This is a genomic window from Bacillus sp. BML-BC051, from assembly GCF_019656175.1.
GTDB classification, from domain to species: domain Bacteria; phylum Bacillota; class Bacilli; order Bacillales; family Bacillaceae_G; genus Bacillus_A; species Bacillus_A mobilis.
Genome location: NZ_BPLI01000018.1, coordinates 231,730 through 255,649, shown reverse-complemented (window position 1 = coordinate 255,649; position 23,920 = coordinate 231,730). Strand labels below are relative to the sequence as shown.

The 23,920-nt window shown below is 35.9% G+C and carries 26 protein-coding genes; 20 read left to right on the top strand and 6 right to left on the bottom strand.

The genetic code is table 11. From position 1 onward, the window contains the following. Nucleotides 1–141: 141 nt before the first annotated feature. Complete coding sequence (gene pyc / locus K5S59_RS10815; RefSeq protein ID WP_098258678.1) at nucleotides 142–3,588, top strand: pyruvate carboxylase; 3,447 nt, start codon at nucleotides 142–144, stop codon at nucleotides 3,586–3,588. A gap of 134 nt (nucleotides 3,589–3,722) precedes the next feature. Here pyc and ctaA read toward each other — a convergent pair whose 3' ends face one another. Beyond that, nucleotides 3,723–4,658: a heme A synthase gene (gene ctaA / locus K5S59_RS10810; RefSeq protein WP_001188731.1), complete on the bottom strand. Its 936-nt coding sequence runs from the start codon at nucleotides 4,656–4,658 to the stop codon at nucleotides 3,723–3,725. Nucleotides 4,659–5,155: 497 nt separating this feature from the next. On the opposite strand from ctaA, the gene ctaB reads away from it, so the two are divergent. From ctaB to ctaG, 6 genes are all read left to right on the top strand, one after another. Then, entirely contained in the window at nucleotides 5,156–6,079 is a 924-nt protein-coding gene (gene ctaB, locus K5S59_RS10805; RefSeq protein ID WP_001015057.1) for a protoheme IX farnesyltransferase, read from the top strand. A 93-nt stretch (nucleotides 6,080–6,172) separates the two neighbouring features. Then, a complete protein-coding gene (gene coxB / locus K5S59_RS10800) occupies nucleotides 6,173–7,222 on the top strand; it encodes a cytochrome c oxidase subunit II (protein ID WP_000745278.1) in 1,050 nt (349 codons plus the stop codon). Between the two features lie 60 nt (nucleotides 7,223–7,282). Further along, nucleotides 7,283–9,118, top strand: a complete 1,836-nt coding sequence (gene ctaD / locus K5S59_RS10795) for a cytochrome c oxidase subunit I (protein WP_170955056.1) — start codon at nucleotides 7,283–7,285, stop codon at nucleotides 9,116–9,118. Beyond that, a complete protein-coding gene (ctaE, locus tag K5S59_RS10790; RefSeq protein WP_000557861.1) occupies nucleotides 9,118–9,741 on the top strand; it encodes a cytochrome c oxidase subunit III in 624 nt (207 codons plus the stop codon). Before ctaD ends, ctaE begins: the two co-directional genes overlap by 1 nt. Before the next feature lie 3 nt (nucleotides 9,742–9,744). Further along, on the top strand, nucleotides 9,745–10,077 hold the full coding sequence (gene ctaF / locus K5S59_RS10785) for a cytochrome c oxidase subunit IVB (RefSeq protein WP_000985699.1): 333 nt from the start codon (nucleotides 9,745–9,747) through the stop codon (nucleotides 10,075–10,077). An 85-nt stretch (nucleotides 10,078–10,162) separates the two neighbouring features. Beyond that, nucleotides 10,163–11,068, top strand: a complete 906-nt coding sequence (ctaG, locus tag K5S59_RS10780; protein ID WP_000069034.1) for a cytochrome c oxidase assembly factor CtaG — start codon at nucleotides 10,163–10,165, stop codon at nucleotides 11,066–11,068. Nucleotides 11,069–11,104: 36 nt separating this feature from the next. Here the strand turns inward: ctaG and K5S59_RS10775 are convergent, their stop codons facing one another. Next, nucleotides 11,105–11,470, bottom strand: a complete 366-nt coding sequence (locus tag K5S59_RS10775) for a YugN family protein (RefSeq protein ID WP_120450832.1) — start codon at nucleotides 11,468–11,470, stop codon at nucleotides 11,105–11,107. 206 nt (nucleotides 11,471–11,676) lie between these two features. Here K5S59_RS10775 and K5S59_RS10770 point away from each other — a divergent pair, with 206 nt between their 5' ends. From K5S59_RS10770 to K5S59_RS10745, 6 genes are all read left to right on the top strand, one after another. Then, entirely contained in the window at nucleotides 11,677–12,711 is a 1,035-nt protein-coding gene (locus K5S59_RS10770) for a CAP domain-containing protein (RefSeq protein ID WP_120450831.1), read from the top strand. Nucleotides 12,712–12,897: 186 nt separating this feature from the next. Next, nucleotides 12,898–13,335 carry a YlbD family protein gene (ylbD, locus tag K5S59_RS10765; RefSeq protein ID WP_001143347.1) on the top strand — a complete coding sequence of 146 codons (438 nt, stop codon included), beginning with the start codon at nucleotides 12,898–12,900 and terminating at the stop codon, nucleotides 13,333–13,335. A gap of 11 nt (nucleotides 13,336–13,346) precedes the next feature. Then, complete coding sequence (locus K5S59_RS10760; RefSeq protein WP_001200989.1) at nucleotides 13,347–13,592, top strand: YlbE-like family protein; 246 nt, start codon at nucleotides 13,347–13,349, stop codon at nucleotides 13,590–13,592. Between the two features lie 82 nt (nucleotides 13,593–13,674). Then, nucleotides 13,675–14,247 carry a histidine phosphatase family protein gene (locus K5S59_RS10755; protein WP_002072779.1) on the top strand — a complete coding sequence of 191 codons (573 nt, stop codon included), beginning with the start codon at nucleotides 13,675–13,677 and terminating at the stop codon, nucleotides 14,245–14,247. A gap of 116 nt (nucleotides 14,248–14,363) precedes the next feature. After that, nucleotides 14,364–14,813 (top strand): YlbF/YmcA family competence regulator, encoded by a 450-nt coding sequence (locus K5S59_RS10750; RefSeq protein ID WP_097816891.1) that lies wholly within the window; start codon nucleotides 14,364–14,366, stop codon nucleotides 14,811–14,813. Between the two features lie 126 nt (nucleotides 14,814–14,939). Beyond that, complete coding sequence (locus K5S59_RS10745; RefSeq protein WP_002080814.1) at nucleotides 14,940–15,206, top strand: YlbG family protein; 267 nt, start codon at nucleotides 14,940–14,942, stop codon at nucleotides 15,204–15,206. Between the two features lie 54 nt (nucleotides 15,207–15,260). Here the strand turns inward: K5S59_RS10745 and K5S59_RS10740 are convergent, their stop codons facing one another. Beyond that, nucleotides 15,261–15,650 carry a DUF7147 family protein gene (locus K5S59_RS10740; RefSeq protein ID WP_000616014.1) on the bottom strand — a complete coding sequence of 130 codons (390 nt, stop codon included), beginning with the start codon at nucleotides 15,648–15,650 and terminating at the stop codon, nucleotides 15,261–15,263. Nucleotides 15,651–16,157: 507 nt separating this feature from the next. On the opposite strand from K5S59_RS10740, the gene rsmD reads away from it, so the two are divergent. Both rsmD and coaD read left to right on the top strand, forming a co-directional pair. Continuing rightward, nucleotides 16,158–16,724, top strand: coding sequence for a 16S rRNA (guanine(966)-N(2))-methyltransferase RsmD (gene rsmD / locus K5S59_RS10735; protein ID WP_001266982.1), 567 nt, complete (start codon nucleotides 16,158–16,160; stop codon nucleotides 16,722–16,724). Continuing rightward, nucleotides 16,721–17,212 (top strand): pantetheine-phosphate adenylyltransferase, encoded by a 492-nt coding sequence (gene coaD, locus K5S59_RS10730; RefSeq protein WP_000200597.1) that lies wholly within the window; start codon nucleotides 16,721–16,723, stop codon nucleotides 17,210–17,212. Before rsmD ends, coaD begins: the two co-directional genes overlap by 4 nt. On the opposite strand, the gene ylbJ is transcribed toward coaD, so the two are convergent. Next, the gene (ylbJ, locus tag K5S59_RS10725; RefSeq protein WP_120450830.1) at nucleotides 17,204–18,430 is read right to left on the bottom strand and encodes a sporulation integral membrane protein YlbJ; all 1,227 of its coding nucleotides are present in this window, start codon (nucleotides 18,428–18,430) and stop codon (nucleotides 17,204–17,206) included. The two genes, coaD and ylbJ, sit on opposite strands and share 9 nt — an antisense overlap. 114 nt (nucleotides 18,431–18,544) lie before the next feature. Here ylbJ and K5S59_RS10720 point away from each other — a divergent pair, with 114 nt between their 5' ends. Both K5S59_RS10720 and K5S59_RS10715 read left to right on the top strand, forming a co-directional pair. Further along, nucleotides 18,545–19,336, top strand: coding sequence for a patatin-like phospholipase family protein (locus K5S59_RS10720; RefSeq protein WP_000662601.1), 792 nt, complete (start codon nucleotides 18,545–18,547; stop codon nucleotides 19,334–19,336). Beyond that, on the top strand, nucleotides 19,329–20,354 hold the full coding sequence (locus K5S59_RS10715; RefSeq protein WP_000476313.1) for a SepM family pheromone-processing serine protease: 1,026 nt from the start codon (nucleotides 19,329–19,331) through the stop codon (nucleotides 20,352–20,354). Before K5S59_RS10720 ends, K5S59_RS10715 begins: the two co-directional genes overlap by 8 nt. A 25-nt stretch (nucleotides 20,355–20,379) precedes the next feature. Here the strand turns inward: K5S59_RS10715 and K5S59_RS10710 are convergent, their stop codons facing one another. After that, on the bottom strand, nucleotides 20,380–21,621 hold the full coding sequence (locus K5S59_RS10710; RefSeq protein WP_162937155.1) for a nucleotidyltransferase: 1,242 nt from the start codon (nucleotides 21,619–21,621) through the stop codon (nucleotides 20,380–20,382). A 153-nt stretch (nucleotides 21,622–21,774) separates the two neighbouring features. Between K5S59_RS10710 and K5S59_RS10705 the strand changes: the two genes are divergently transcribed. The 3 genes from K5S59_RS10705 (at nucleotide 21,775) to K5S59_RS10695 (ending at nucleotide 23,145) form a co-directional block, all read left to right on the top strand. After that, nucleotides 21,775–22,275, top strand: coding sequence for a YceD family protein (locus tag K5S59_RS10705; RefSeq protein WP_000872150.1), 501 nt, complete (start codon nucleotides 21,775–21,777; stop codon nucleotides 22,273–22,275). A gap of 61 nt (nucleotides 22,276–22,336) precedes the next feature. After that, nucleotides 22,337–22,510, top strand: coding sequence for a 50S ribosomal protein L32 (gene rpmF, locus K5S59_RS10700; RefSeq protein ID WP_001984764.1), 174 nt, complete (start codon nucleotides 22,337–22,339; stop codon nucleotides 22,508–22,510). Between the two features lie 128 nt (nucleotides 22,511–22,638). Continuing rightward, nucleotides 22,639–23,145 (top strand): RsfA family transcriptional regulator, encoded by a 507-nt coding sequence (locus K5S59_RS10695; RefSeq protein ID WP_000246462.1) that lies wholly within the window; start codon nucleotides 22,639–22,641, stop codon nucleotides 23,143–23,145. 34 nt (nucleotides 23,146–23,179) lie between these two features. Here the strand turns inward: K5S59_RS10695 and K5S59_RS10690 are convergent, their stop codons facing one another. Then, nucleotides 23,180–23,653, bottom strand: coding sequence for an N-acetyltransferase (locus K5S59_RS10690; protein WP_000506704.1), 474 nt, complete (start codon nucleotides 23,651–23,653; stop codon nucleotides 23,180–23,182). Nucleotides 23,654–23,920 lie beyond the last annotated feature (267 nt).

Here is a 23,920-nt window from a genome sequence, read left to right as displayed (position 1 = left end):
GTTAAAAAATAAGGTATGATGGATAAAAATAAAGTGAAGCTTTCTAAGTATAATATAATGTAGAAAGTGAAGAACTTCACGCTCTTTATGGTGTGTATATATTTTATCTCTAGAGTGGTAGGAAAGTAGAGGGGGAAAATCATGACAAAGCTGCAACGTATTCAAAAAGTATTGGTAGCTAACCGTGGAGAGATTGCAATTCGTGTGTTTCGAGCTTGTTCGGAACTTGGATTAAAAACAGTTGCAATCTATTCTAAAGAGGATAGTGGTTCTTATCATCGTTATAAAGCCGATGAGTCCTATTTAGTTGGGGAAGGGAAAAAGCCAATTGATGCTTATCTAGATATTGAGGGCATTATTGAGATTGCGAAAAGTAATCATGTAGATGCAATCCACCCTGGATATGGTTTCTTGTCAGAAAATATTCAATTCGCAAAACGTTGTGAAGAAGAAGGAATTATCTTTATCGGTCCAAAGAGTAAGCATTTAGATATGTTTGGAGATAAAGTGAAAGCAAGAACACAAGCGCAGCTAGCACAAATTCCAGTTATTCCTGGTAGTGATGGGCCAGTAAATTCAATAGAAGAAGTTGGAGAATTTGCTGAAAAGTATGATTACCCGATTATTATTAAAGCTTCCCTTGGCGGTGGTGGTCGTGGTATGCGTATTGTACGTACTAGTGAAGAATTAAGAGAATCGTATAATCGAGCGAAGTCAGAAGCGAAAGCAGCCTTTGGTAATGATGAAGTGTACGTTGAAAAATTCGTTGAAAAACCTAAACATATAGAAGTTCAAATTTTAGCAGATGAAGAGGGCAATGTTGTTCATTTATACGAGCGAGACTGTTCTGTACAACGTCGTCATCAAAAAGTTGTAGAAATTGCACCTAGTGTGTCACTTTCAGATGATTTGCGTCAGCGTATTTGTGATGCTGCTGTTAAATTAACGAAAAATGTAAATTATTTAAACGCAGGAACAGTAGAATTTCTTGTAAAAGGTGATGAGTTTTACTTCATAGAAGTAAATCCACGTGTTCAAGTTGAACATACGATTACAGAAATGATTACAGGAGTAGATATCGTTCAATCGCAAATTTTAATAGCTGATGGACATGCATTACATAGTAAAATGGTAGGTGTTCCGAAGCAAGAGGAAGTAGTTGTACATGGATTTGCAATACAATCTCGTGTAACGACTGAAGACCCATTAAATAATTTTATGCCGGATACAGGGAAAATTATGGCGTACCGATCAGGTGGTGGTTTCGGTGTTCGTCTTGATACAGGTAATAGTTTCCAAGGTGCTGTTATTACACCGTACTATGATTCTTTACTTGTAAAAGTTACAACATGGGCACTTACTTTTGAACAAGCTGCTGCGAAAATGGAACGTAACTTAAAAGAATTCCGTATTCGTGGTATTAAAACAAATATTCCATTCCTAGAGAATGTAGTAAAACATAAAAACTTCTTATCAGGAGAATATGACACTTCATTTATTGATGCGTCACCTGAACTATTCTTGTTCCCGAAACGTAAAGACCGCGGAACAAAAATGTTAAATTACATTGGGACAGTAACAGTAAATGGCTTCCCAGGAGTAGGGAAAAAAGAGAAACCAATTTTCCCGGATGCTCGTATACCGAATGTATTACACTCAGAGCCGATCCAAAATGGAACGAAACAAATTTTGGATGAGCGTGGAGCAGACGGATTAGTAAAGTGGGTACAAGATCAAAACCGTGTACTTTTAACGGATACAACATTCCGTGATGCGCATCAGTCATTACTTGCGACGCGTATTCGTACAAAAGATTTACATCAAATTGCAGAGCCGACAGCGAGAATGTTACCGAACCTATTCTCAGCGGAAATGTGGGGTGGTGCAACGTTTGATGTTGCATATCGTTTCTTAAAGGAAGATCCATGGGAACGATTACTAGATCTTCGTGAAAAAATGCCAAACGTTTTATTCCAAATGTTACTGCGTTCTTCAAACGCAGTTGGTTACAAAAACTATCCGGATAATTTAATTCAAAAATTTGTGGAATGTTCTGCTCAAGCTGGAATTGATGTGTTCCGTATTTTTGATAGCTTAAACTGGGTAGAAGGTATGAGAGTTGCGATTGATGCTGTACGAGACACTGGTAAAATTGCAGAAGCAACAATGTGCTACACAGGAGATATTCATGATCCGTTACGTAGTAAATATGATTTAAATTACTATAAAAATTTAGCAAAAGAGTTAGAAGCATCAGGAGCACATATATTAGGAATTAAAGATATGGCAGGCTTATTAAAACCTAATGCGGCATATGATTTAGTTTCTGCATTAAAAGAGACGGTATCGATTCCGATTCACTTGCATACACACGATACGAGTGGAAATGGTATATTAACGTATACAAAGGCAATTGAAGCAGGTGTTGACATTGTCGATGTAGCAGTAAGTTCTATGGCTGGTCAAACGTCACAACCAAGTGCGAACACGCTATACTATGCATTAGGTGGAAACGAAAGACAGCCGGACGTTAATATAGATTCATTAGAAAAATTATCTCATTACTGGGAAGATGTACGTAAATACTACGCACCGTTTGAAAGTGGTATGAATGCACCCCATACAGAGGTATACATGCACGAAATGCCAGGCGGACAGTATAGTAATCTACAACAACAAGCGAAAGCCGTTGGTTTAGGAGATCGCTTCGATGAAGTGAAAGTAATGTATCGCCGTGTGAATGACATGTTTGGCGATATTGTTAAAGTAACGCCATCATCTAAAGTTGTCGGTGATATGGCATTATTTATGGTTCAAAACCACTTAACAGAACAAGATGTTTTAGAGCGAGGGCATTCTATGGACTTCCCAGGATCTGTTGTTGAAATGTTCTCAGGAGATTTAGGACAACCATACGGTGGTTTCCCGAAACAATTACAAGAGATTATTTTAAAAGGGAAAGAGCCATTAACAGTAAGACCGGGTGAATTATTAGAGCCAGTAGATTTTGATGCGTTAAAAGAAGAGCTATTCCATAAACTTGGACGCGAAGTGACGATTTTTGATGTCGTTGCATATGCATTATATCCAAAAGTATTTATGGATTACGAAAAAGTTGCTGAGCTTTATGGAAGTGTATCTGTGCTTGATACACCGACATTCTTCTATGGTATGAGACTTGGTGAAGAAATCAATGTGGAAATCGAACAAGGTAAAACATTGATGGTTAAACTAGTATCAATCGGAGAGCCTCAACCAGATGGAAATCGTGTTCTTTATTTGGAGTTTAACGGACAACCACGTGAGATTGTTGTGAAAGACGAAAGTGTGAAAGCAACAGTGGCACAACGTGTGAAAGGAAACCGTGAAAATCCAAACCACATTAGTGCAACAATGCCAGGAACGGTAATTAAAGTAGTTGTAAAAGAAGGCGATGAAGTGAAAAAAGGCGATTCTATGGCAATTACAGAAGCAATGAAAATGGAAACGACGGTTCAAGCGCCGTTCAATGGTAAAGTGAAAAAAGTATATGTTAACGATGGAGATGCAATTCAAACGGGTGATTTACTTATTGAATTAGATCACTAAAATAGAAAAGAGCTGTGTACATGCAGCTCTTTTTCTTTATCCCGCATAAATGGGCAGTAAGACCCCCACTGATTAAAGTTTCACTTTATCGCAAAAAATACCTTGCCAATTCGGCAAGGTATTTTAATGTGAATTTATTTTGTTTGTTTAGAAGTTGATCCAGCTTCTTTTGCATTCGCTTTACTTCTTGTACCTAACATAACTAAATAGCATAGTACAGCAAACAAGCAAGAAATGAATAGTGAATGTAATAATGCCATTGCTAAACTAGCATTTGTAAATACAACTAAAATTCCTACGATAGCTTGAAGTGTAACAAGGATAAATGAAATGATCCATCCCCAGTATACGACAGGCTGCTGTTTGTAATGGCGAATAGCCAGAATCATCGCGTATAGTATCCAAGCGAAAATTAACATCGCTGCAACTCTATGTCCCATTTGAACCCATTCGTGGAGTTGAGTTGGCATAGGTCTATTTTTGCTACATAAAGGGAAGTCTGGACAGGCTAAGCTAGCTCGTTCGTGACGTACTAGAGCCCCTGTGTAGACAACGAGATAACAGTAAATTGTTACACCATAAATATGAAATTTCATTTTTTTGTCCATAATAAGTGAACGTGCATCAAATTTTTGGTCGATTTCAAAGATAAGACACGTTAATAAAATAACAGAAGCAAATGAAATTAAGGAAATACCGAAATGGATAGCAAGTACAGCTGGCATTTGTCCCCAAACAACTGCTGCAGCTCCCATTAATGCTTGTGCAACTAAAAATACGAAGGATAAAATTGCTAACGTTTTTGTTTCGCGCACATGTTTATAATATTTCCAGGACAAAATACAAAGGAGAGTGACAAGAATTCCTGCTGATCCTGATGTAAGGCGATGACTTAGTTCAATAATAGTTTCCATTGATAAATTAGATGGAACAAATTCACCGTTACAAAGTGGCCATGATTTACCGCAGCCTTGGCCAGAACCTGTTTTTGTAACTAAGGCGCCTCCTAATAAAACTATTAATAAATCAAGACTCGTAATGACTGCTAACCATTTAATAAAGCGTTGCAATCTCTTTCACCATCTTTCTGCTATGAAGTTATTGCGAAATATTTTCATTCCATTATGTATAGAATAAAACGCGCTAGTTCCTATGATATATAAAAAATAATAAAATAGCAAAGAAATGGCGGGGGAAAACAGGGGAGAGAAAATGGGTGTAGAAATAGGATATATAAGGAAAATTTTAGGGGGAAAATAGGCTATTTTGAAAAGAAATGGGGAGAATACGTGTTAAATATGACAAAAAAGTTTATGATAGAAGGTAACATCATGTTATGATAAGGACAAGTAAGAATTAAGTTTTTTATGTTCGACACAAAAAGTTCATGTTTTCTTCACAAAATGTTCGGGAAATATGATTTAATATATTGGAGTATGGGCGTAGATTAGTAGTAGAATGGGTTAACAATGTTTCTACTGTAATAATATTGCTATATAGAAGCGAAATATTTCATTTGAAATAGGCGCAAAAAGAAAGATGAAAGTTTTAAGAGGGGGTTAAAGTGATGAACCATGCAACAAGTGAGCTGCATGATGAGTCTGCTGTTACAAGTGTACCGGAAACAACTCGGTTACAAGATTTAAAAGCACTCGTTAAAATGGGGATTGTAAACTCAAATACACTTACTGTATTTACAGGATTTTGGTTGGCATTACACTTTAATGGATTAAGTGTGATGGATAATCTGGATAAGTTATTTTTTACAATCGTTGGTTCTGGATTAGTTATGGCAGGGGTATGTTGTTTAAACAACTACATTGATCGAGACATCGATCCATTAATGGAAAGAACAAAGACCCGTCCAACGGTTACTGGAAAGTATAAACCAGGATTTGCACTTACATTTGGATTAGTTATATTACTTCTTGGGTTTGTATTTTTATTATTAACAACACCAATGGCAGTGTTAATGGGGTTTATTGGTGCTTTCACATATGTTGTTCTATATAGTTTGTGGACAAAGAGAAAGTATACACTAAATACTGTTGTAGGTAGTATCTCTGGTGCAGTTCCACCTTTAATTGGATGGGCAGCAATCGATCCATCTTTAGGTCATCCAATTGCTTGGATGCTATTTTTGATTATGTTTATTTGGCAAATCCCACATTTCCTTGCATTAGCAATGAAACGTGTTGATGAATATCGAAATGCAGGAATCCCAATGCTTCCTGTAGTTCATGGATTTGAAATTACGAAACGCCAAATTATGATTTGGACAGTATGTTTATTGCCACTACCATTTTATATGAGTGGACTAGGGATAACATTTATGGTAATTGCAACTTTGCTTAACATCGGATGGATCATTTTAGGATTTTATGGCTTCCGTAAGCAAGATGACATCAAATGGTCCGTACAAATGTTTGTTTATTCCCTAAATTATTTAACAATCTTATTTGTATCAATGATTGTAGTTACATTCTTCTAAGACAACGACATAATTGGATTTCTTTACGTTGAGATTTACTTTACTTAACTATAAAGTACAATCTAATTCACAAGGAAAGTGGGGGTTGTTTGTATGAAGAAACAGTGGCGACTGCTTTCGTTCGTTTCACTGCTGGCTTTACTGTTAGGGGGATGCGGTAAAGCCTTTCAATCTACTTTAATTCCGCAAGGAGAAGTAGCAAAAATGCAATATGATTTGCTCTTACTAGCAACTGCGATTATGGTAGGAGTAGTACTAGTTGTTACTATTATTTTCTTATATGTAATTGTGCGTTTCCGACAAAAGAAGGGTCAGGAAGATTATATTCCGGAGCAAGTTGAAGGGAATCACAAACTAGAAATTATATGGACAGTTATTCCGATTATTCTTTTGTTAATCTTAGCTGTTCCGACGGTTACATATACATTCAAACTTGCTGATGTAAGTGCGATGGAGAAAAAGAATATTGATAAAGATACTATCGTTGTTGATGTAACAGCGAATCTTTATTGGTGGGAATTTTCTTACAAATCAGAAAAGATAGTAACTTCTCAAGATTTAGTCATCCCCACAGGTAAGAAAGTGTATTTGAATTTGAAGGGTGCCGATATTAAACATTCATTTTGGGTTCCATCTTTAGCTGGGAAAATGGATACAAATACAGATAATGTGAACAAAATGTGGTTAAAGGCAGACAAATCGGGCACTTATAATGGTTTTTGTACAGAATTTTGCGGCCCATCACATTCTTTAATGCAATTCAAAGTGAAAGCTTTAGATGAAAGCGAGTACAAAAAGTGGCTTGCTGATATGAAAAAGATTGATGGGAAGAAAGAAGTAGCTTCAACAAAGGCGCAAGAGGGCCAAGAAATATTTAATAAAAGCTGTATTGGTTGTCACGCAGTTGGATCTAATGATAGTAGACCACCTTCCGCTCGTATCGCACCAAACTTAGCAAACTTTGCGGATCGCGATATGGTTGCCGGTATTGCCGAAAACAATGAAGAAAACTTAAAAAAATGGCTGAAAGATCCTGAAAATATGAAACCAGGAAATAAAATGACTGGTAAATATGGCAACTTAACGGATGATCAAATTGATGCATTAAATGCATACTTACAAACGTTAAAAGTTGAAAAGTAAAGAGGGATTATTCGCGAAGGGGAGGTTGAAAACGTGAGTTCTGTAGCAAAAAAACAGGGGATGGGTGCTGTCATATGGGATTATTTAACGACAGTAGACCATAAAAAGATTGCCATTCTCTATTTAATTGCAGGTGGATTGTTTTTTGTAATAGGCGGAATAGAAGCTCTATTTATTCGCCTTCAATTAGCGATTCCTAACAACGCTTTTCTTGTTGGGGATGCTTATAATCAAGTATTAACGATGCACGGTACAACAATGATTTTCCTCGCAGCTATGCCACTCGTGTTTGCATTTATGAACGCCGCTGTACCACTTCAAATTGGTGCACGCGATGTAGCGTTCCCGTTTTTGAATTCACTCGGATTTTGGTTGTTTTTCTTTGGTGGAGTATTTTTAAATTTAAGTTGGTTTTTAGGTGGAGCACCTGATGCAGGATGGACATCTTATGCATCTTTAGCTTTAGCCTCTAAAGGCCATGGTGTTGATTTTTATGTACTCGGCTTGCAAATCTCCGGTATTGGTACATTAATTGGAGGTATTAACTTCCTTGTAACCATTATTAATATGCGTGCGCCAGGAATGACGTATATGCGTATGCCGATGTTTACATGGACGACATTTGTAACATCTTCGCTAATATTATTCGCCTTTCCGCCGTTAACTGTAGGATTAGGACTTTTAATGTTAGATCGTTTATTTGGAACAAGTTTCTTTAATCCAGCGTTGGGTGGGAATACAATTATATGGGAGCATTTATTCTGGATTTTCGGTCATCCAGAAGTATACATTCTTATACTCCCAGCTTTCGGAATATTCTCAGAAATCTTCGCGACATTTTCGAAAAAGCGATTATTTGGTTATTCATCGATGGTGTTTGCGACAGTATTAATTGGATTCTTAGGATTTATGGTATGGGCGCATCATATGTTTACTGTTGGGCTTGGTCCAGTTGCAAATGCTATTTTCTCAGTTGCAACAATGGCGATTGCGGTTCCGACCGGTATTAAAATATTCAACTGGCTCTTTACAATGTGGGGCGGAAGTATTCGTTTTACGACACCGATGATGTGGGCAGTAGCTTTCATTCCATCATTCGTAATGGGTGGAGTTACAGGTGTTATGTTAGCATCTGCACCAGCTGATTATCAATTTCATGATAACTATTTCGTAGTAGCACACTTTCATTATGTAATCGTTGGCGGTGTTGTATTTGGTTTACTTGCAGGGGCTCATTATTATTGGCCACTAATGTTTAATAAAGTACTGAATGAAACGTTAGGGAAGATAACGTTTTGGCTATTCTTTATCGGTTTCCATTTAACGTTCTTTATTCAGCATTTCCTAGGATTAATTGGTATGCCACGTCGTTACTACACATATCTTGAAGGGCAAGGATTGGAAATGGGGAATATGATTAGTTCTATTGGAGCGGTATTTATGGCTCTTGGAACGATTGTTCTTCTATTTAATGTAATTAAAACAACAGTATCAAAAGAAAAGGCTGGTCGTGATCCATGGGATGCACGTACGTTAGAATGGACAATGCCAGCACCTACACCGGAATATAACTTTAAACAATTACCATTTGTTCGCGGATTAGATCCGTTTTGGATTGAAAAACGTGAAGGGAATAAAGAGATGACAGCTGCGGAACCAGTTGGTGATATTCATATGCCAAATCCATCATTTTCACCATTTATCATTTCGTTAGGGTTGTTTATAGCGGCATTTGGTGCAATGTATATGCAGGGTGGAAAAGATAAGTTTTGGTTATTAGTAGCAATTATTGGTTTAATCATTACATTTGGCACAATGTTCCTACGTTCAGTAATCGATGATCATGGATATCATATTCATAAGGAAGATTTAGAAGATAAGGGGGGCAAGGCATAATGCATGTAGATGAAAAATTAACGAATGAAACATTTCCAGCAGAGCCTGAAAAAGCAACCCTTGAGGGGAAAAATAAGTTTGTCGGTTTTTGGTTATTTCTTGGAGGCGAAACAGTATTGTTCGCTTCCTTGTTTGGCACATATTTAGCGTTAAAGAATTCTACAAATGGTGGACCGACATCTCAAGAGATGTTTCAAATGCCACTCGTTTTCATTATGACGATGCTTTTATTAACAAGTAGCTTAACGAGCGTATATGCGATGTATCATATGAAAAACTTTAACTTTAAAAAAATGCAACTTTGGCTACTAGTAACAGTGTTGCTAGGTTTAGGATTTTTAGGGTTTGAGATATATGAGTTTTATCATTATACGCATGAATTTAAGCATACTATGAGAAGTAGTGCGTTTGGTTCCGCGTTTTATGCTCTTGTTGGTACACATGGACTCCACGTATTGTTTGGATTGTGTTGGATTTTAACATTAATCTTTAGAAACGCGAAGAGAGGTCTGAATCTATACAATGCACCGAAGTTTTATGTTGCATCGATTTATTGGCACTTTATTGACGTAGTTTGGGTGTTTATTTTCACTGTAGTATATTTGATGGGAATGGTGGGATAAACAATGGCGATAAAGCAAACGAATAATCCTAAAGTTGATCTTGTTTATCGGAAGAGAAAAAGTGCGGAGGAAATGAAGCATCAAGTTATTACATTTGCATTAATGATTTTTTTAACATTAGTAGCATTTGCAGCAGTAGCATATCCAAAAACTTTTAGTCCGACTTTCTCAGTACCATTTATTTTACTATTAGCAGTGGTACAAGTAATTTTTCAATTGTATTATTTTATGCATATGAGTCATAAAGGGCATGAAGCGGCAAGTTTCTTTCTTTATTCTGGTCTGTTAATTGGGTTAATTACAATTTTAGCTTTTATGACAATTGTGTGGATTTGAAAAGTGAAAAATAAGGGAGCTTGTGTTATCACAGCTCCCTCTTCATATTATGTGAAAGGGTAACCTTAAGAAGGTGGGTGTGACAATGAGTAACTTGTGGATATTTGGTTTTCAAGCTCTATGGAGTCCAATCTTTTTATCATTTATGCTTTCGATTCTTATAGGGTACTTTTTAATTATTGGGCCATATAGAACGCGATTTGAAAATGCGACGAAGGTAAGTAAGAAGCAAATTTTTTATTTTACGACTGGGATTGTTCTTTTGTACTTTGTAAAGGGAGGGCCTATTGATTTAATTGGTCATATTATATTTAGTGCACATATGTTTGAAATGGCAGTCATGTATATTGCAGTTCCGCCGTTATTGTTGCTTGGTATACCGGTTTGGTTATATCGTTATATTACTTCTTTTAAGTTCGTTCAAATTATATTAAAGATATTTGCTAAGCCGCTTATTGCATTGTTTGTATTTAATGGCCTGTTTTCTTTTTATCATTTACCAGTTGTTTTTGATACAGTAAAACAAAATCAAATTGCTCATCCTATTTGTCTCGCTATATTGTTCTTTACGGCAATCGTGATGTGGTGGCCGATGCTAAATCCATTACCAGAATATCAAACATTAAGTGATATAAAGAAACTTGGTTATATGTTTGCTAACGGTATATTATTAACGCCAGCTTGCGCGTTAATCATTTTTGCGACTGCACCGTTATTCGCAACGTATACGGATACGGCTGCTTGGATGAAGGCGATGGAACTTTGTGTACCAGCGGGAACTTTATCAGATTTAAATATAACAGGACCAGAATTTTTACACTGGATGCCAGTCGTACAAGACCAACAAACAGGCGGCATCATTATGAAAATTGTCCAGGAAATAGTGTATGGCACAATTATCGGCTATGTATTTTTTCGATGGGCGCGTCGAGAGCGTGAAAAGGATAAAGAGCAGTTGCAACAATTGCCGCCGTATTTACAAACGAAATAAAAGTGAGTGCATCCTATTGATGCACTCACTTTTATTTTATTCAATGATTTGGAATTCTTTTAACTCTTTTTCGACATTTTGTAGGAGTTGTTCGCTTTTTTGAAGTACATTCGTTGGGAAAGTTTCACCATCACCATACTCAACGCCGTGAGGATAATAATGTTTACCTAATAAGGGAGGAAGTAGTTTTATTTCAGCATGCCTACTACCAATGTCACCTTCAACAGCTAAACCTTGTACGCGTAAATAATAAACATCGTTTAATATTTCGAATTTATAATCGTATGTAACTCGTTCATAATCCCACTGTCCAGCAAGTACAAAATGATTTTTTTCCATAATCTCTGTTAATAGTGCTAAATCAACGACTGCACCATTAAATTTCGTATTTTTAAATTGCATATAATACCTCCTCTTTTAATGTTATATCATTATTTTTATAATAGTATGAATAATAAGAAAGTGCAATTCATATTGAGAGAAAAGGGATAATACAGACTTTTTTTACGAAAATATGATATAGTGAAAAGAGTACGGTACACACAAAAAAGGAAAGAAAAGGATTTGTGTATATCTCAATTTTATGTTTTGTGCAGGAGGTATATCGAGTGAAGAAATTATTGCGTATCGTAATGATTACATTTTTAATTTTAGCTATTGATTTATACGGGAAATTACTCGTTTCACAATATATATTAACCCCATCTCAATCAAAGCAAGAAAATAAAATTGTGAAAAAGAAAAAACAAGTAAATGAAGACTCTTCCGATACTGTTTTAAATATGATTGGTGGGGACTCTGAAAATTTATTAGCAAAATGGGGCGAGCCATCTCGAATAGAGCCATCTGCTTACGGATATGAATGGTGGGTATACAATCAAGATTTAACTCAGTATGTGCAATTTGGAGTTGCGGAACGAAAAGTTGTAACGGCGTATGTTGCTGGAGAGCAAGTTAAGGTGCCGCCTTATTATATAAATGAAAAATATGAAGAAGTGTATAAAAAGAATCCACTCTCGCATGAGATTTCGTTAAAAAGAGGGAAAAATAGTTATCAATTTGAGCTATCTGACACGGAAGTGATGGAACAACCATTAATATCTGTAGAAGATGGCTGGGCACAATTATATTTTGATCATTTTACACATGAGCTTGTTGGTATTCGTTATATGGATGATGAAACATTATTACGTCAAAGACCGTATCAGCTTGTTTATTCAGGTGAATTATTAGCTGAACAATCATTGACTCCAGAAAAAATGAAACAAATAGAGAATGGGAATATGCAACAAATTTTTGATTTAACAAATATTATCCGAAGTCGTCATGAGTTGCCGTTGTTAACATGGGATCAACAAACGGCAGATGTGGCTATTGGTCATAGTAAAGACATGAAGGATAATAATTACTTTTCACACGATTCACCTACACTAGGTACGTTAGGAGATCGTTTACAGCGCGGGAAAGTAGGATTTCAACTTGCTGGTGAGAACATAGCGGCGCAACATAGTGATGGAATTGCGGCGGTGCAAGGTTGGTTAAATAGTGAAGGGCATAGAAAGAATGTATTAAATGAACAATTTACAGGATTAGGTGTTGGGGTATACGATAAGTTTTATACACAAAACTTTATTCGGAAATAAAGTGAAATTTTAAGTTGTGTAGGGGACACCTCACGTTTAAGTACTTCGTATTCACTGAATTGTAGGTCGGAATCTTACCGTATGCAAATAGCAGGATAAAAAGGTGCATGAATCGTCTAAAAATAGGCGAACCATGCGCCTTTTTTTTCTTATTATATAGTAGATATACATGAAGAGGTGAGGATTATGCCGACAACAAAAGGACCGTTACATCCATCGGTTCAACAGTTTAAAGAGTTTGTAAACCATCACCCTAAAATGGTTCATGAAGTTAGAAGTGGTCATAAAACTTGGCAACAGTTTTATGAAGAATGGTACTTACTTGGTGAGGAAGATCCGATATGGGAAACTTTTAGAGCTGATGGAGCGCCTGCTTATACTTCGGTAAAAGAAAATAAAAAAGAAAAAGATAATCGAACTGAAGAGGAAAAAACTGCTGATGTGATGGGACAAATGCTTTCTTTCTTTAAAAAGCTAGATGTGGAACAAATGCAACACCATTTAGCCAATGTGACGAGTGCTATTGGAAGTGTGCAACAAGTTTTTCAACAATTTCAAGGGAAGCCCGCGCGGCAAGAAGAGAGTACTTCCGAAAATAATCCATTTTTCTTTCAGAAGGATTAGGGGGAAAGCGGATGAGAGCAGAAATTATGGAGTTTATAAAGGCTGATGAGGATTTATCTCGTTATATTAGGGAGCAACCGTACTGGTATAGAAAACTAACGCGAAACCCTGAAGAAAAAGAGGCGTTTGAGTTAGCAGCTCTGCAACATTTCAAAAAAACGATACCGGATAAAGTTGAGAAATTTCAAAATCAATTGGCAGTTGCTTCCATTATGATTGATATGTTTCAGTATATGAAGCAGCAAAATACAACATAATTGGAAGGGAAAACTATGTCCGTCATGCAGAACTTTTGATACAATAGAAGCGGATTATTTAAAAAGGAGTTGCAGCATGAGCATGACGGAAATTTGTTTAGTACGACATGGACAAACTGATTGGAATTTTCAAGAGATTATTCAGGGACGTGAAGATATTCCACTTAATGAAGTAGGGAAGAAGCAAGCAAATCAAAGTGCAGCTGCTTTGCAAGCAGGAGCATGGGATATTATTATAAGTAGCCCATTAATTAGAGCACACGAAACAGCTAAGGAAATTGCAGTTGCTACTGGATTACAATCGATTTTATTAGATGAGCGATTTGTTGAACGTAATTTTGGTGAAGCTTCTGGGAAACCCGTTGCGACTGTTAGGGAGTTAATTGCAGAAGGTAAAGTAGTTGGTATGGAGCAAGATGAAGAGATTGTAGCTCGTTGTTTTGCTGCTGTAAAAGATGTTGCAGAAACTCATTCTGGCAAACGTATTATCATTGTGGCTCATTCACATGCGATAAAAGCAATTTTACATGCAATTGCACCGGAAGATATTTCATTTAAGACCCCATTAAAAAATGCATGTATTAGTTATGTGAAAGAAAATAATGGGAAATGGGATGTTTTGAAATATAATATTGCGGAACATATTAATGTATAAGTATGATCTGGAATTATATAGAAAATATTTTGAGTGATATCTTTCTGTTTAGTGAGACACTTCAATTAGTAGTTCTATTCTAAATGTGGTATGATGAATACTCGGAGGTGTCTCTCATGATTGTAGCGACGCTAGAAAGCGTATTGATATTAGATAAGGCAGAGCAGCTTGCAAAAGCGATCATCTGTTCAGATATAGCAGAAGATTATCGTAAGTGTTATAAAGAATTGCATGAAGATATGGAAGTTCAGACGTTAATTCAGCAATTTACAGCGATGAAAGAACGATATGAAGAAGTGCAACGTTTCGGTAAATACCATCCTGATTATACTTTCGTTTCGACGAAAATGAGGGAGTTAAAGCGTTCTATAGACTTACATGATAAGATTGCAGCTTTTAAACGAGTAGAAACAGCTTTGCAAAAGTTGTTAGATGAAGTTAGTGTCGCAATCGGTTCGGAGGTGTCTTCTTCCATCAAAGTTCCAACAGGAAATCCATTTTTTGATGCTGGTGGCTGTGGCGGAGGTTGTGGTACCGGCGGAGGTTGTGGCTGTAAAACGGGGTAAATCACCCCGTTTTTTAGAAGATAGAAGAAAACGTATACAGAGTTTGTCCTGTAATGTCATAAATTTCTGATTGGTTTTCATAAAATATAAAATATATGTTTTTAAAAGGAGAAGATGGAGAAGATTATGTTCGGGCAACGACAAAGTATGATTGTTTATTTACATTCATTGAAACATGCCAAGATTTTAAGGAAATATGGTAACATACATTACATATCAAAACGCTTAAAATACGCAGTAGTATATTGTGATATGGAACAAATTGAGCATATGATGCAAAAGTTGAACAAACTTCCTTTTGTGAAAAAGATAGAACAGTCGTACCGCCCGTATTTAAAAACGGAATTTGAAAATTCACGTCCTGATCGGGCAAAAGAATACGATTATAGCTAATAAAAAAATCCCTTGCTAATTTTAGCGGGGGATTTTTTTATTTGAAATAAAGTATTATTTCATTGGAGGAATGAAATTATTCATTCGTAAAATACCAATTAGATGATTGAAGAACAGTTCTTTTTCTGGGAAAGTTGTGGATGGCTTTACCGTAAAGGTAGTCACTTTTTTTCCTAGTTGTTCTGCGGTTTCTTCAAATAAAATGACGCGTTTGCTTTTTTTATTTTCAAGTACAGGAATGCCTTCACGACATATGTATAATGGTTGGAAATCACCAGTAGTAGTCGGTTTTAATATTACAACAAGTGAGCACACTTTTTTTTCGTTTTTAATCGTTTCAAATTGTAACATATGTGTTATACGTTCTTGATTTGATTTGGCAATTTCAAGTAATTCATATAAATCAGAGTAGCCTTCTCCGAGTTCTATAAAGCGTTGAATCATATTTTTTCCTCCTCTTTCTTTTACTTACTGTACCATCTCACTTTTTAAATGAAAAGTAGACAAAGAAAAAAAACCCTGCAAAGCAGGGCCCTTCTTATACTAGCTTGTACTAGTAAGAAGGCAAAGGGAGAGGAGAAACCGGAGGAAGAACTTATGGGGAAACGTAAGTCTTCTCCGCGGTTGGCAACAACATCGAAGGTGATGTTGTTATAATTATTTATGTCCAATCTAAATGAAGATATACATCATGAAATTAAATTTTATGTTTGGCTTTTTATTTTTCTTTTTTTTATTTTATGATAGGATAAAAAAGGTAAAGTGAAATGAATAGTTCGTGTTAGCGAATAGTGAGATGAATACATAAAAATGCTGAGCGGTTATTTTAAGCTAAGTCCTTCTAGTGTTCGTTGAAAGATGAATGGAATCGTATAGTTTGGTAGCGGTTACTGAATGGAGAAGGGTTTTCTATAATTGCTCGATAGATTGAAATAAAGGTAGTGACAACAGATGAGAGTAGTTTCAGGAAAATGTAAAGGGCATCCACTTAAAGCGGTGCCAGGTAATACAACACGTCCAACGACAGATAAAGTAAAAGAATCAATTTTTAATATGATAGGTCCTTATTTTGATGGCGGTACCGCTCTTGATTTATTTGGCGGTAGTGGTGGTCTTGGAATCGAGGCTATAAGTAGAGGGATTGATAAAGCGATATTTGTTGATCGAGATAATAAAGCGATAAAGGTAATCCATCAAAATTTAGAAAGTTGTCGAATCCAGGAACAAGCTGAAGTATATCGAAATGATGCAGAACGTGCGGTAAAGGCTCTTATAAAACGTGAAATATCATTCGACCTTATATTAATTGACCCTCCATATAAAGATCAAAAAATTGTATCTTTAATTAGTGTGATGGATCAACATGGATTGTTACATCGAGATGGATTAATTATGTCAGAGCATGGTAATGATGTGGTTTTACCTGAGTCTATAGGGAGACTTGTAAAAGTAAGAGCTGAAAATTATGGGATTACAGCAATATCGATTTATAAGTATGAAGGTGAGGGGACGGAATGACTAGTATAGCTATTTCTTCGGGAAGTTTTGATCCAATTACCCTTGGGCATCTGGATATTATAAAAAGGGGAGCAAAAGTATTTGATGAGGTATACGTAGTAGTTTTAAACAACTCGTCAAAAAAACCGTTCTTTTCAGTTGAAGAGCGCTTAGATTTAATTCGAGAAGCAACAAAGGATATCCCGAATGTAAAAGTAGATTCACATAGTGGACTATTAGTGGAGTATGCGAAAATGCGTAATGCAAACGCGATTTTACGTGGGTTACGAGCGGTTTCTGATTTTGAATATGAGATGCAAATTACTTCTATGAATCGAAAATTAGATGAAAATATTGAAACCTTTTTTATTATGACAAACAATCAATATTCATTTTTAAGCTCGAGCATTGTGAAAGAAGTTGCGAGATATGGGGGAAGCGTAGTAGATCTTGTACCTCCTATTGTAGAACGTGCTTTAAAAGAAAAGTTTCAAACCCCGTTAAAGTGAACGGGGTTTTTCTTTGTTGCTACGAAAAAATAATAAGATAACATATACATATAAACAAAATAATGTAAATATCGGCCCATAGTGTACAAAAGATGTCCAAATTTCATGCAGTATAGAAGAATGATTCGATAAAAATACGGGGATATCTTTTTGCATAGGTGAAAAAGAGGTTACTTTTTCATAAAATGGTTTCCAAAATATAAAAGTAAAAATAGGAGCAAGAATACTTTGAATAATTCGTGCGAAAAAATAGGGCTTAAATCGGATGTCTGTTTCAGCTAATATGCTAGCAACTTGTGCCTGAATAGAAAGGCCGCTAAACGCTAAAATAAAGCTTGTTACCATAGCTTGTTGCAGGAGGGGTGTTTCATTTATTTGACTAATCATTTGGCTACCGAGTGTCATTTCAAAAATGCCTGATAAGATTGGAATACTAAATTCTGTAGTTAGTTGGAAGAATGATAAAATATGTTGCATAATAAAAGAAAGTGCCGCTGTAATATGAAATACAGTAATCATTTTATTTAAAACAGAGAATAAAATAATAAATCCACCAATCATAAGTAACGTTTGAATAGAAGAAACGATAGCGTCCCCAAGTAATTTTCCTAGTGGTCTTTTCTCTTGCATGCGTGTCTCGTGTAGGATTGAAAAAGGGTTTTGAAAAGGACGTTTTTTAGTAGTTTGTTTATCATTCGTGGAGATGTTGTTGCCGTAAAAACGCATCAATAACCCGACGGCAAAGTTACTTAAATAATGTGCAGCAGCTAATACGATTCCTAATTTCGGATTATTGAAAAAACCGATAGAAACAGCTCCAAAAATAAAAAGTGGATTAGATGAGTTTGTAAAAGATACGAGGCGCTCTGCTTCGATTTGTGTTAGCTGATTACTTTTACGCAGTCTAGCGCTTAATTTGGCGCCAGCAGGGAATCCTGAAGCCATTCCCATTGCCCAAACAAATCCGCCTATCCCTGGAACGCGAAAAAGTGGTCGCATGAGTGGTTCTAATATAACACCTATAAATTTTACAACACCAATACTAATTAGAAGTTCCGCAATGATGAAAAACGGTAAAAGTGAAGGGAATACAACTTCCCACCATATATTTAACCCTCGAACGGAAGCTTGCAAAGCAGCTTGGGGGTGGAGTACAAGAGAAAAGGTTAAAAACAGTGTTGATATGGTAAGGAAAGCCGTTTTCCATTTTTCATACATGTAAGTAAATCCCCCTTTGTCCCAAAAAACGTTCATTTCAGTATACGTGGATACGTGGTGAATTTAGACCATAAGTATGAAAAAAGGAATGAAAAAAAATAAAGGGTGAGAAAAATGAAAGAACCGAAAATTGGTTTAGCTCTTGGATCTGGGGGCGCAAAAGGATTTGCTCATATTGGTGTTATAAAAGTTTTAAGAGAAAATGGTATACCGATTCATATGATTGCGGGAAGTAGTATGGGGGCTTTAGTAGGTACATTTTATGCAGCTAGCTCAAACATTGAAAGGCTGTATAAACTGGCAAATGTTTTTAAACGGAAATATTATTTAGATTTTACTGTTCCGAAAATGGGATTTATTGCTGGAAAACGTGTCAAAGATATGATTAAAATGTTTACATATAATAAAAATTTAGAAGAGTTAGATATCCCGACGGCTGTTGTGGCTACTGACATCTTGAAGGGGGAAAAAGTAGTTTTTACAAGTGGTCCTGTTGCAGAGGCGGTGAGAGCTAGCATATCTGTACCTGGAGTGTTTGTACCAGAAAAAATAGATGGACGATTATTGGTGGATGGCGGAGTGATTGATCGCATTCCAGTATCGGTTGTGAAAGAGTTAGGTGCTGATATTGTTATTGCTGTTGATGTATCCCCGATTAAAGTGAATGGAGAGGTTACGTCTATTTATGATGTAATTATGCAGAGTATTGAAATTATGCAACATGAGCTTGTGATGAATCGACAAATTGCATCGGATTTAATGATGCGACCAGCTGTAGAGCAATTTAGTTCACGTGCTTTTACAAATATTGAAGACATTATTCGAGTTGGAGAAGTAGAAGCGGAAAAACATGTTGCAAATATTTTTTTATTAATTGAGCAGTGGAAGGAGAAACATAATGTTTAAGCGTTTTCGGTTTATATATGCAATTTTAATAGGGGTTATATTGGCGATGTTACTTGTTTACGTACGTTTACCGTATTATGTAACAAAACCAGGAATGGCGGCCAAATTAGAGCCTTACGTTCAAGTTGAGGGTGGAACGAAAGAATCTGGTGATTTTATGCTTGTTACGGTTTCAATGGGACCAGCAAATGTGGTGAATTTAATAGCGGCACAGTTTAATAAATATACACATATTTCGAAAGCGGAAGAAATATTGCAAAAAGGTGAAAGTGATGAAGAATATCAATTTCGTCAAAATTATGCGATGAAAGATTCGCAAAATGCAGCAATCTATAATGCTTATAAACGTGCAAATCGTACTGTTTCTTTTGAAAATAAAGGTGTATTGGTTGCTGGTGTAGCGAAAGGGATGCCGTCAGAAGGCAAGCTTAAACTTGGAGATGTCATCGTAGCTGTCGATGGAAAAACATTTGAAAAGACGGAGCAATTTATTGAATATATGACAGGAAAAAAAGAAGGGGATGCAGTAAATATTGAGTATAAGAGGAATGGAAAACAGTTAAAAGAAAATTTAAATGTAAAGACCATTCCGAATGGAAATGGGCGTGTTGGTATAGGAGTTTCTATCGTTACGGAAAGAGAATTAGTGGTAGATCCGAAAGTGAAAATTGATTCTCATGAAATAGGCGGACCATCGGCAGGCCTAATGTTTACATTAGAAATATATAATCAACTTGTGGAAGATGATTTGACAAGAGGGCATGAAATAGCTGGAACAGGGACGATTAATGAAAAGGGAGAAATTGGCCCGATTGGTGGTATTCAGCAAAAAGTGGTCGCTGCAAGTGATGCTGGTGCGGAAGTGTTCTTTGCGCCAAATGAAAAAGGTGCGGAGAAATCGAATTATAAAGATGCACTTGAGGCTGCGAAAGATATTAAAACAAAAATGAAAGTTGTACCAGTTGATACGCTGGATGATGCATTATTGTACTTGGAAAAAATGGGAAATAAAAAATGAACCTCTCTGAAAAAGAGAGGTTTTTTTATAGGAATTTTGCAGTTGATTCATCATAACGAATTGGATGGTGTGTTGCATCTTGTTTTAGTAGTTGTGTTCGTAATGGTTCTTGCATGATGGAGAAATATACAGAATTGGCTTTTCGCTCTATATGTAAAGTAGGATGGTCAAATGTCTTTGTATGGGTAAGGATGGGAAGTTCTATTTTTTTCTTGTTTTTTGAAAGGTAAGTTTGTCCTTTTTGTGACATGCCTAGTAGACGAATGTACGGTGCATGCTGCTCTATATTTGCGCTATGTATTTCTTCTTTTGTTGTATTTGTTAAAATGTGTGTACAAGCTCTTTGTAATCTAGTCCACGTATAACGCTTCGTTTTTAATGTTTCCATGAATGAATGGAAGGAGGAACTGGTTTGTATTTTTGATAAAATACGATGCTCTAAACCTTCTTCTATTTCATATATATGTCGTAAGTCTTCTGGAGACATCGTCATGAGTTTGTATTTGAAAAATGAAAAGTATTGTTCCCAATTATGTAAAATCCCGTAGTTTTGTTTGTAACTTGCTAAAAGAGAAGCAGTCGCTTTTGGGATAAAAGGTTCAATTTCTGCAAAAGAACTATTTTCGCTAAAAAGTTGTTTACGAATACTAGTTGCGCTTGCAATATGTTGGTCGCTAAATGTTTCATCATGATAATGAGATGCGAATCTTTTTATCGTTTGTGCTTGCATAGAACTATTTTGTAAGAAAATTGATTTCATGTATTGGAATCCTAATATGTTATTCGGTTGTGACATGTCTATGTTTTTTTCGGATGGTAAAATGTGTAGGAAGGCTTCAGATGTAGCTTTTGCGTAACTGTTACCTGCATTCATAAATTGCTTTACAAGACGATTAAAAGTATCTTCTTCATTTTTTTGCACAGAGATGGTGTTATGAAAATTTTCAATCTGTCCATCCTCACTACCAAAACAAATTTCAGAAACACGCAGGGCGTTTAAAATAGAAATAGCACCATTTGCAAAGGTTTCAGCCTTTTGTGTTGAAAAGGCGTATGGAAGCTCTACAACAAGGTCTACACCGCATGATAAGGCCATTTTGGTACGATACCATTTGGATATGAGTGCTGGCTCACCACGCTGTAAAAAAGGGCCACTCATAACAGCGATTGTAATATCAGCGTGTGTTAACTTTTTTGTTTGTTGCACATGATAATCATGACCGTTATGAAAAGGGTTATATTCAACAACAATACCACTGGCTTTTATGGTAATCTCTCCTTTCGATGTAGCATCTTTTTGAAAAACGTGATACTCTATATATTATTTACTATGATGACTTCATTATAGTGTAAAGAAAAAACATTGACAAATATAAAATGGCTAGCTATAATTTTGTTTGTTGCCTTGAGGTGATATGATATGAAATGGTCCATCCATCAATTGAATAAATTGAGAAATAAAGGATTGACATTGGATGAGATGGTAGATGTAAGTGAGCTACAAGAGGTCGAGAAAGATATTCGTGAAATTAATCCTGCTCATGTAACAGGAAGAGTTGATTTTGGCTCCGGTAAGTTTACGTTCCATCTACATATAACTGGAAGCATGGTTTTACCATGTTCTCGCTCTTTAGTAGATGTGACATTACCATTTGACATTAAAACAACTGAGGTGTTCCAAACTTCACAAGAAGAATTTGAAACTGAAGCTGAAATTCATTGTTTAGAAGGAGAAGTACTTGACTTACTGCCCGTAATCAAGGAAAATATACTTTTGGAGATTCCAATGCAAATTTTCAGTGATGATGTTTCTGGTGGAGCACCGATGCAAGGTCAAGACTGGCAAGTGATTTCGGAAGAAAACAAAGAAAAGACTGTTGATCCACGATTAGCAGGACTTGCGAAGTTTTTTGACAAATAATCGGAAGACTGGTTTAGGCCTTCATATGAAAATAACTATTTCTTTTAAGGAGGTGGGAAGAATGGCTGTACCTTTTAGAAGAACTTCTAAAACAGTAAAAAGAAAGCGTCGTACGCATTTCAAATTATCAGTACCTGGTATGGTAGAGTGCCCAAGCTGTGGTGAAGCGAAATTAGCTCACCGTGTATGTAAAGCATGCGGTACTTACAAAGGTAAAGAAGTAATCAGCAAGTAATTGCGGGAAATAAACGTAGAAGATATCTTCTACGTTTATTTTTTTTGTCTTATTCTTTATTTGTTGTATTCTATCTTTTCTAGTAACTGCATATGCTTAATAAAAAATGCATAGGGAGGACTAGAGAGATGGCGACAACAAGACAAGATGCTTGGACTGATGATGAAGATTTGCTTCTGGCAGAAGTAGTACTCCGGCATATTCAAGAAGGTGGAACGCAATTATCTGCCTTTAAAGAAGTGGGAAGACATTTATCTCGTACACCAGCAGCATGTGGCTTTAGATGGAATTCTTACGTTAGAAAGCAATACAAAGAACGTATTGAAGAAGCGAAGCAACTACGTAAAGTAGAAAATTATGAAGTGAAAGAGACGAAGGTATTAGAGCCTACGTCAATTACATTGAATGATGTTATTCATTTCTTGCAAAATTATAAAGATGAAAACTCCTTAATGGTGTTGCAACAGCAAATTGAATCGTTACAAACAGAGAGAGAGAGTCTTTTGGAGCGATTATCAGTATATGAGGAAGAATATAGAACATTGCTTGATTATATCGACCAAAAAAGAAGTGTAATGGTAGCAGAAAGAAATAGTGCTCGTTCGAATGGGAAATTAGAAAAGTTAAAGAAATAAAAAAACAGCTGCTATGTAGCTGTTTTTTTATTTCTTATGCAGATTCTTCATTTGTAACCGTATTCAAATTTGTTTCTGGGTTCCAAACATAAAAATCACCATCAGGTACTGATACAGGCTGGAAATTTAATTTATCCCAAAAACCAGCTGAATGGATACGTGCGATTGTTTTAATTGGGAACTGTAGCCCCTTCGCATAATTTACAAGCATTTCTCCGAATCCTTGTTTTTGGAAAGTTGGTAACACTTCAAGTTTATAGAGTTCTAGGTAAGTACCTGTAATTTCGAATGGTTCCCCGCCGTTCCTTTTCATATATAGACTCATACGTGCGATTAGTGATCCGCCATAATAAATACCATAAAATGGAGATTCACTATCGTTTTCAATAATATTTGCCTGTAATTCTTCTAACATGGATAGTTCTTGAGCTCCGCAACCTTTAAATTTTTTAAATTCGTCTAATGTTTTATAATTGATGAGCAAGCGCTCAACTTTTGGGAATCCCATAACATCACATCCTTTTCATATCTCGTTGAATGCAGAAAAGTAAAAATATTTATAATAATATTATAACTCATTTTTTTATTTTTATGAAGATGATAGTATATTTCTTTTATTATTTTTTTGAGGATTTGCTAAACTAAGAGTAGAAGCATATTAATAGGTAGTATATACATATTGAAAGAAGAGGTTGCATTTGTTTGTCAAAGAGCAATGAAATTGAAAATGGTATTCATGTAATTGAGGAAGATAAAGTGAAACTGTAATCGGTGG

Coding starts and splice junctions, on each gene's coding strand:
- pyc (WP_098258678.1), top strand. CDS start 142: ATGACAAAGCTGCAACGTATTCAAAAAGTATTGGTAGCTAACCGTGGA.
- ctaB (WP_001015057.1), top strand. CDS start 5,156: ATGAACCATGCAACAAGTGAGCTGCATGATGAGTCTGCTGTTACAAGT.
- coxB (WP_000745278.1), top strand. CDS start 6,173: ATGAAGAAACAGTGGCGACTGCTTTCGTTCGTTTCACTGCTGGCTTTA.
- ctaD (WP_170955056.1), top strand. CDS start 7,283: ATGGGTGCTGTCATATGGGATTATTTAACGACAGTAGACCATAAAAAG.
- ctaE (WP_000557861.1), top strand. CDS start 9,118: ATGCATGTAGATGAAAAATTAACGAATGAAACATTTCCAGCAGAGCCT.
- ctaF (WP_000985699.1), top strand. CDS start 9,745: ATGGCGATAAAGCAAACGAATAATCCTAAAGTTGATCTTGTTTATCGG.
- ctaG (WP_000069034.1), top strand. CDS start 10,163: ATGAGTAACTTGTGGATATTTGGTTTTCAAGCTCTATGGAGTCCAATC.
- K5S59_RS10775 (WP_120450832.1), bottom strand. CDS start 11,470: ATGCAATTTAAAAATACGAAATTTAATGGTGCAGTCGTTGATTTAGCA.
- ylbD (WP_001143347.1), top strand. CDS start 12,898: ATGCCGACAACAAAAGGACCGTTACATCCATCGGTTCAACAGTTTAAA.
- K5S59_RS10760 (WP_001200989.1), top strand. CDS start 13,347: ATGAGAGCAGAAATTATGGAGTTTATAAAGGCTGATGAGGATTTATCT.
- K5S59_RS10755 (WP_002072779.1), top strand. CDS start 13,675: ATGACGGAAATTTGTTTAGTACGACATGGACAAACTGATTGGAATTTT.
- K5S59_RS10750 (WP_097816891.1), top strand. CDS start 14,364: ATGATTGTAGCGACGCTAGAAAGCGTATTGATATTAGATAAGGCAGAG.
- K5S59_RS10745 (WP_002080814.1), top strand. CDS start 14,940: ATGTTCGGGCAACGACAAAGTATGATTGTTTATTTACATTCATTGAAA.
- K5S59_RS10740 (WP_000616014.1), bottom strand. CDS start 15,650: ATGATTCAACGCTTTATAGAACTCGGAGAAGGCTACTCTGATTTATAT.
- rsmD (WP_001266982.1), top strand. CDS start 16,158: ATGAGAGTAGTTTCAGGAAAATGTAAAGGGCATCCACTTAAAGCGGTG.
- coaD (WP_000200597.1), top strand. CDS start 16,721: ATGACTAGTATAGCTATTTCTTCGGGAAGTTTTGATCCAATTACCCTT.
- ylbJ (WP_120450830.1), bottom strand. CDS start 18,430: ATGTATGAAAAATGGAAAACGGCTTTCCTTACCATATCAACACTGTTT.
- K5S59_RS10720 (WP_000662601.1), top strand. CDS start 18,545: ATGAAAGAACCGAAAATTGGTTTAGCTCTTGGATCTGGGGGCGCAAAA.
- K5S59_RS10715 (WP_000476313.1), top strand. CDS start 19,329: ATGTTTAAGCGTTTTCGGTTTATATATGCAATTTTAATAGGGGTTATA.
- K5S59_RS10705 (WP_000872150.1), top strand. CDS start 21,775: ATGAAATGGTCCATCCATCAATTGAATAAATTGAGAAATAAAGGATTG.
- rpmF (WP_001984764.1), top strand. CDS start 22,337: ATGGCTGTACCTTTTAGAAGAACTTCTAAAACAGTAAAAAGAAAGCGT.
- K5S59_RS10695 (WP_000246462.1), top strand. CDS start 22,639: ATGGCGACAACAAGACAAGATGCTTGGACTGATGATGAAGATTTGCTT.
- K5S59_RS10690 (WP_000506704.1), bottom strand. CDS start 23,653: ATGGGATTCCCAAAAGTTGAGCGCTTGCTCATCAATTATAAAACATTA.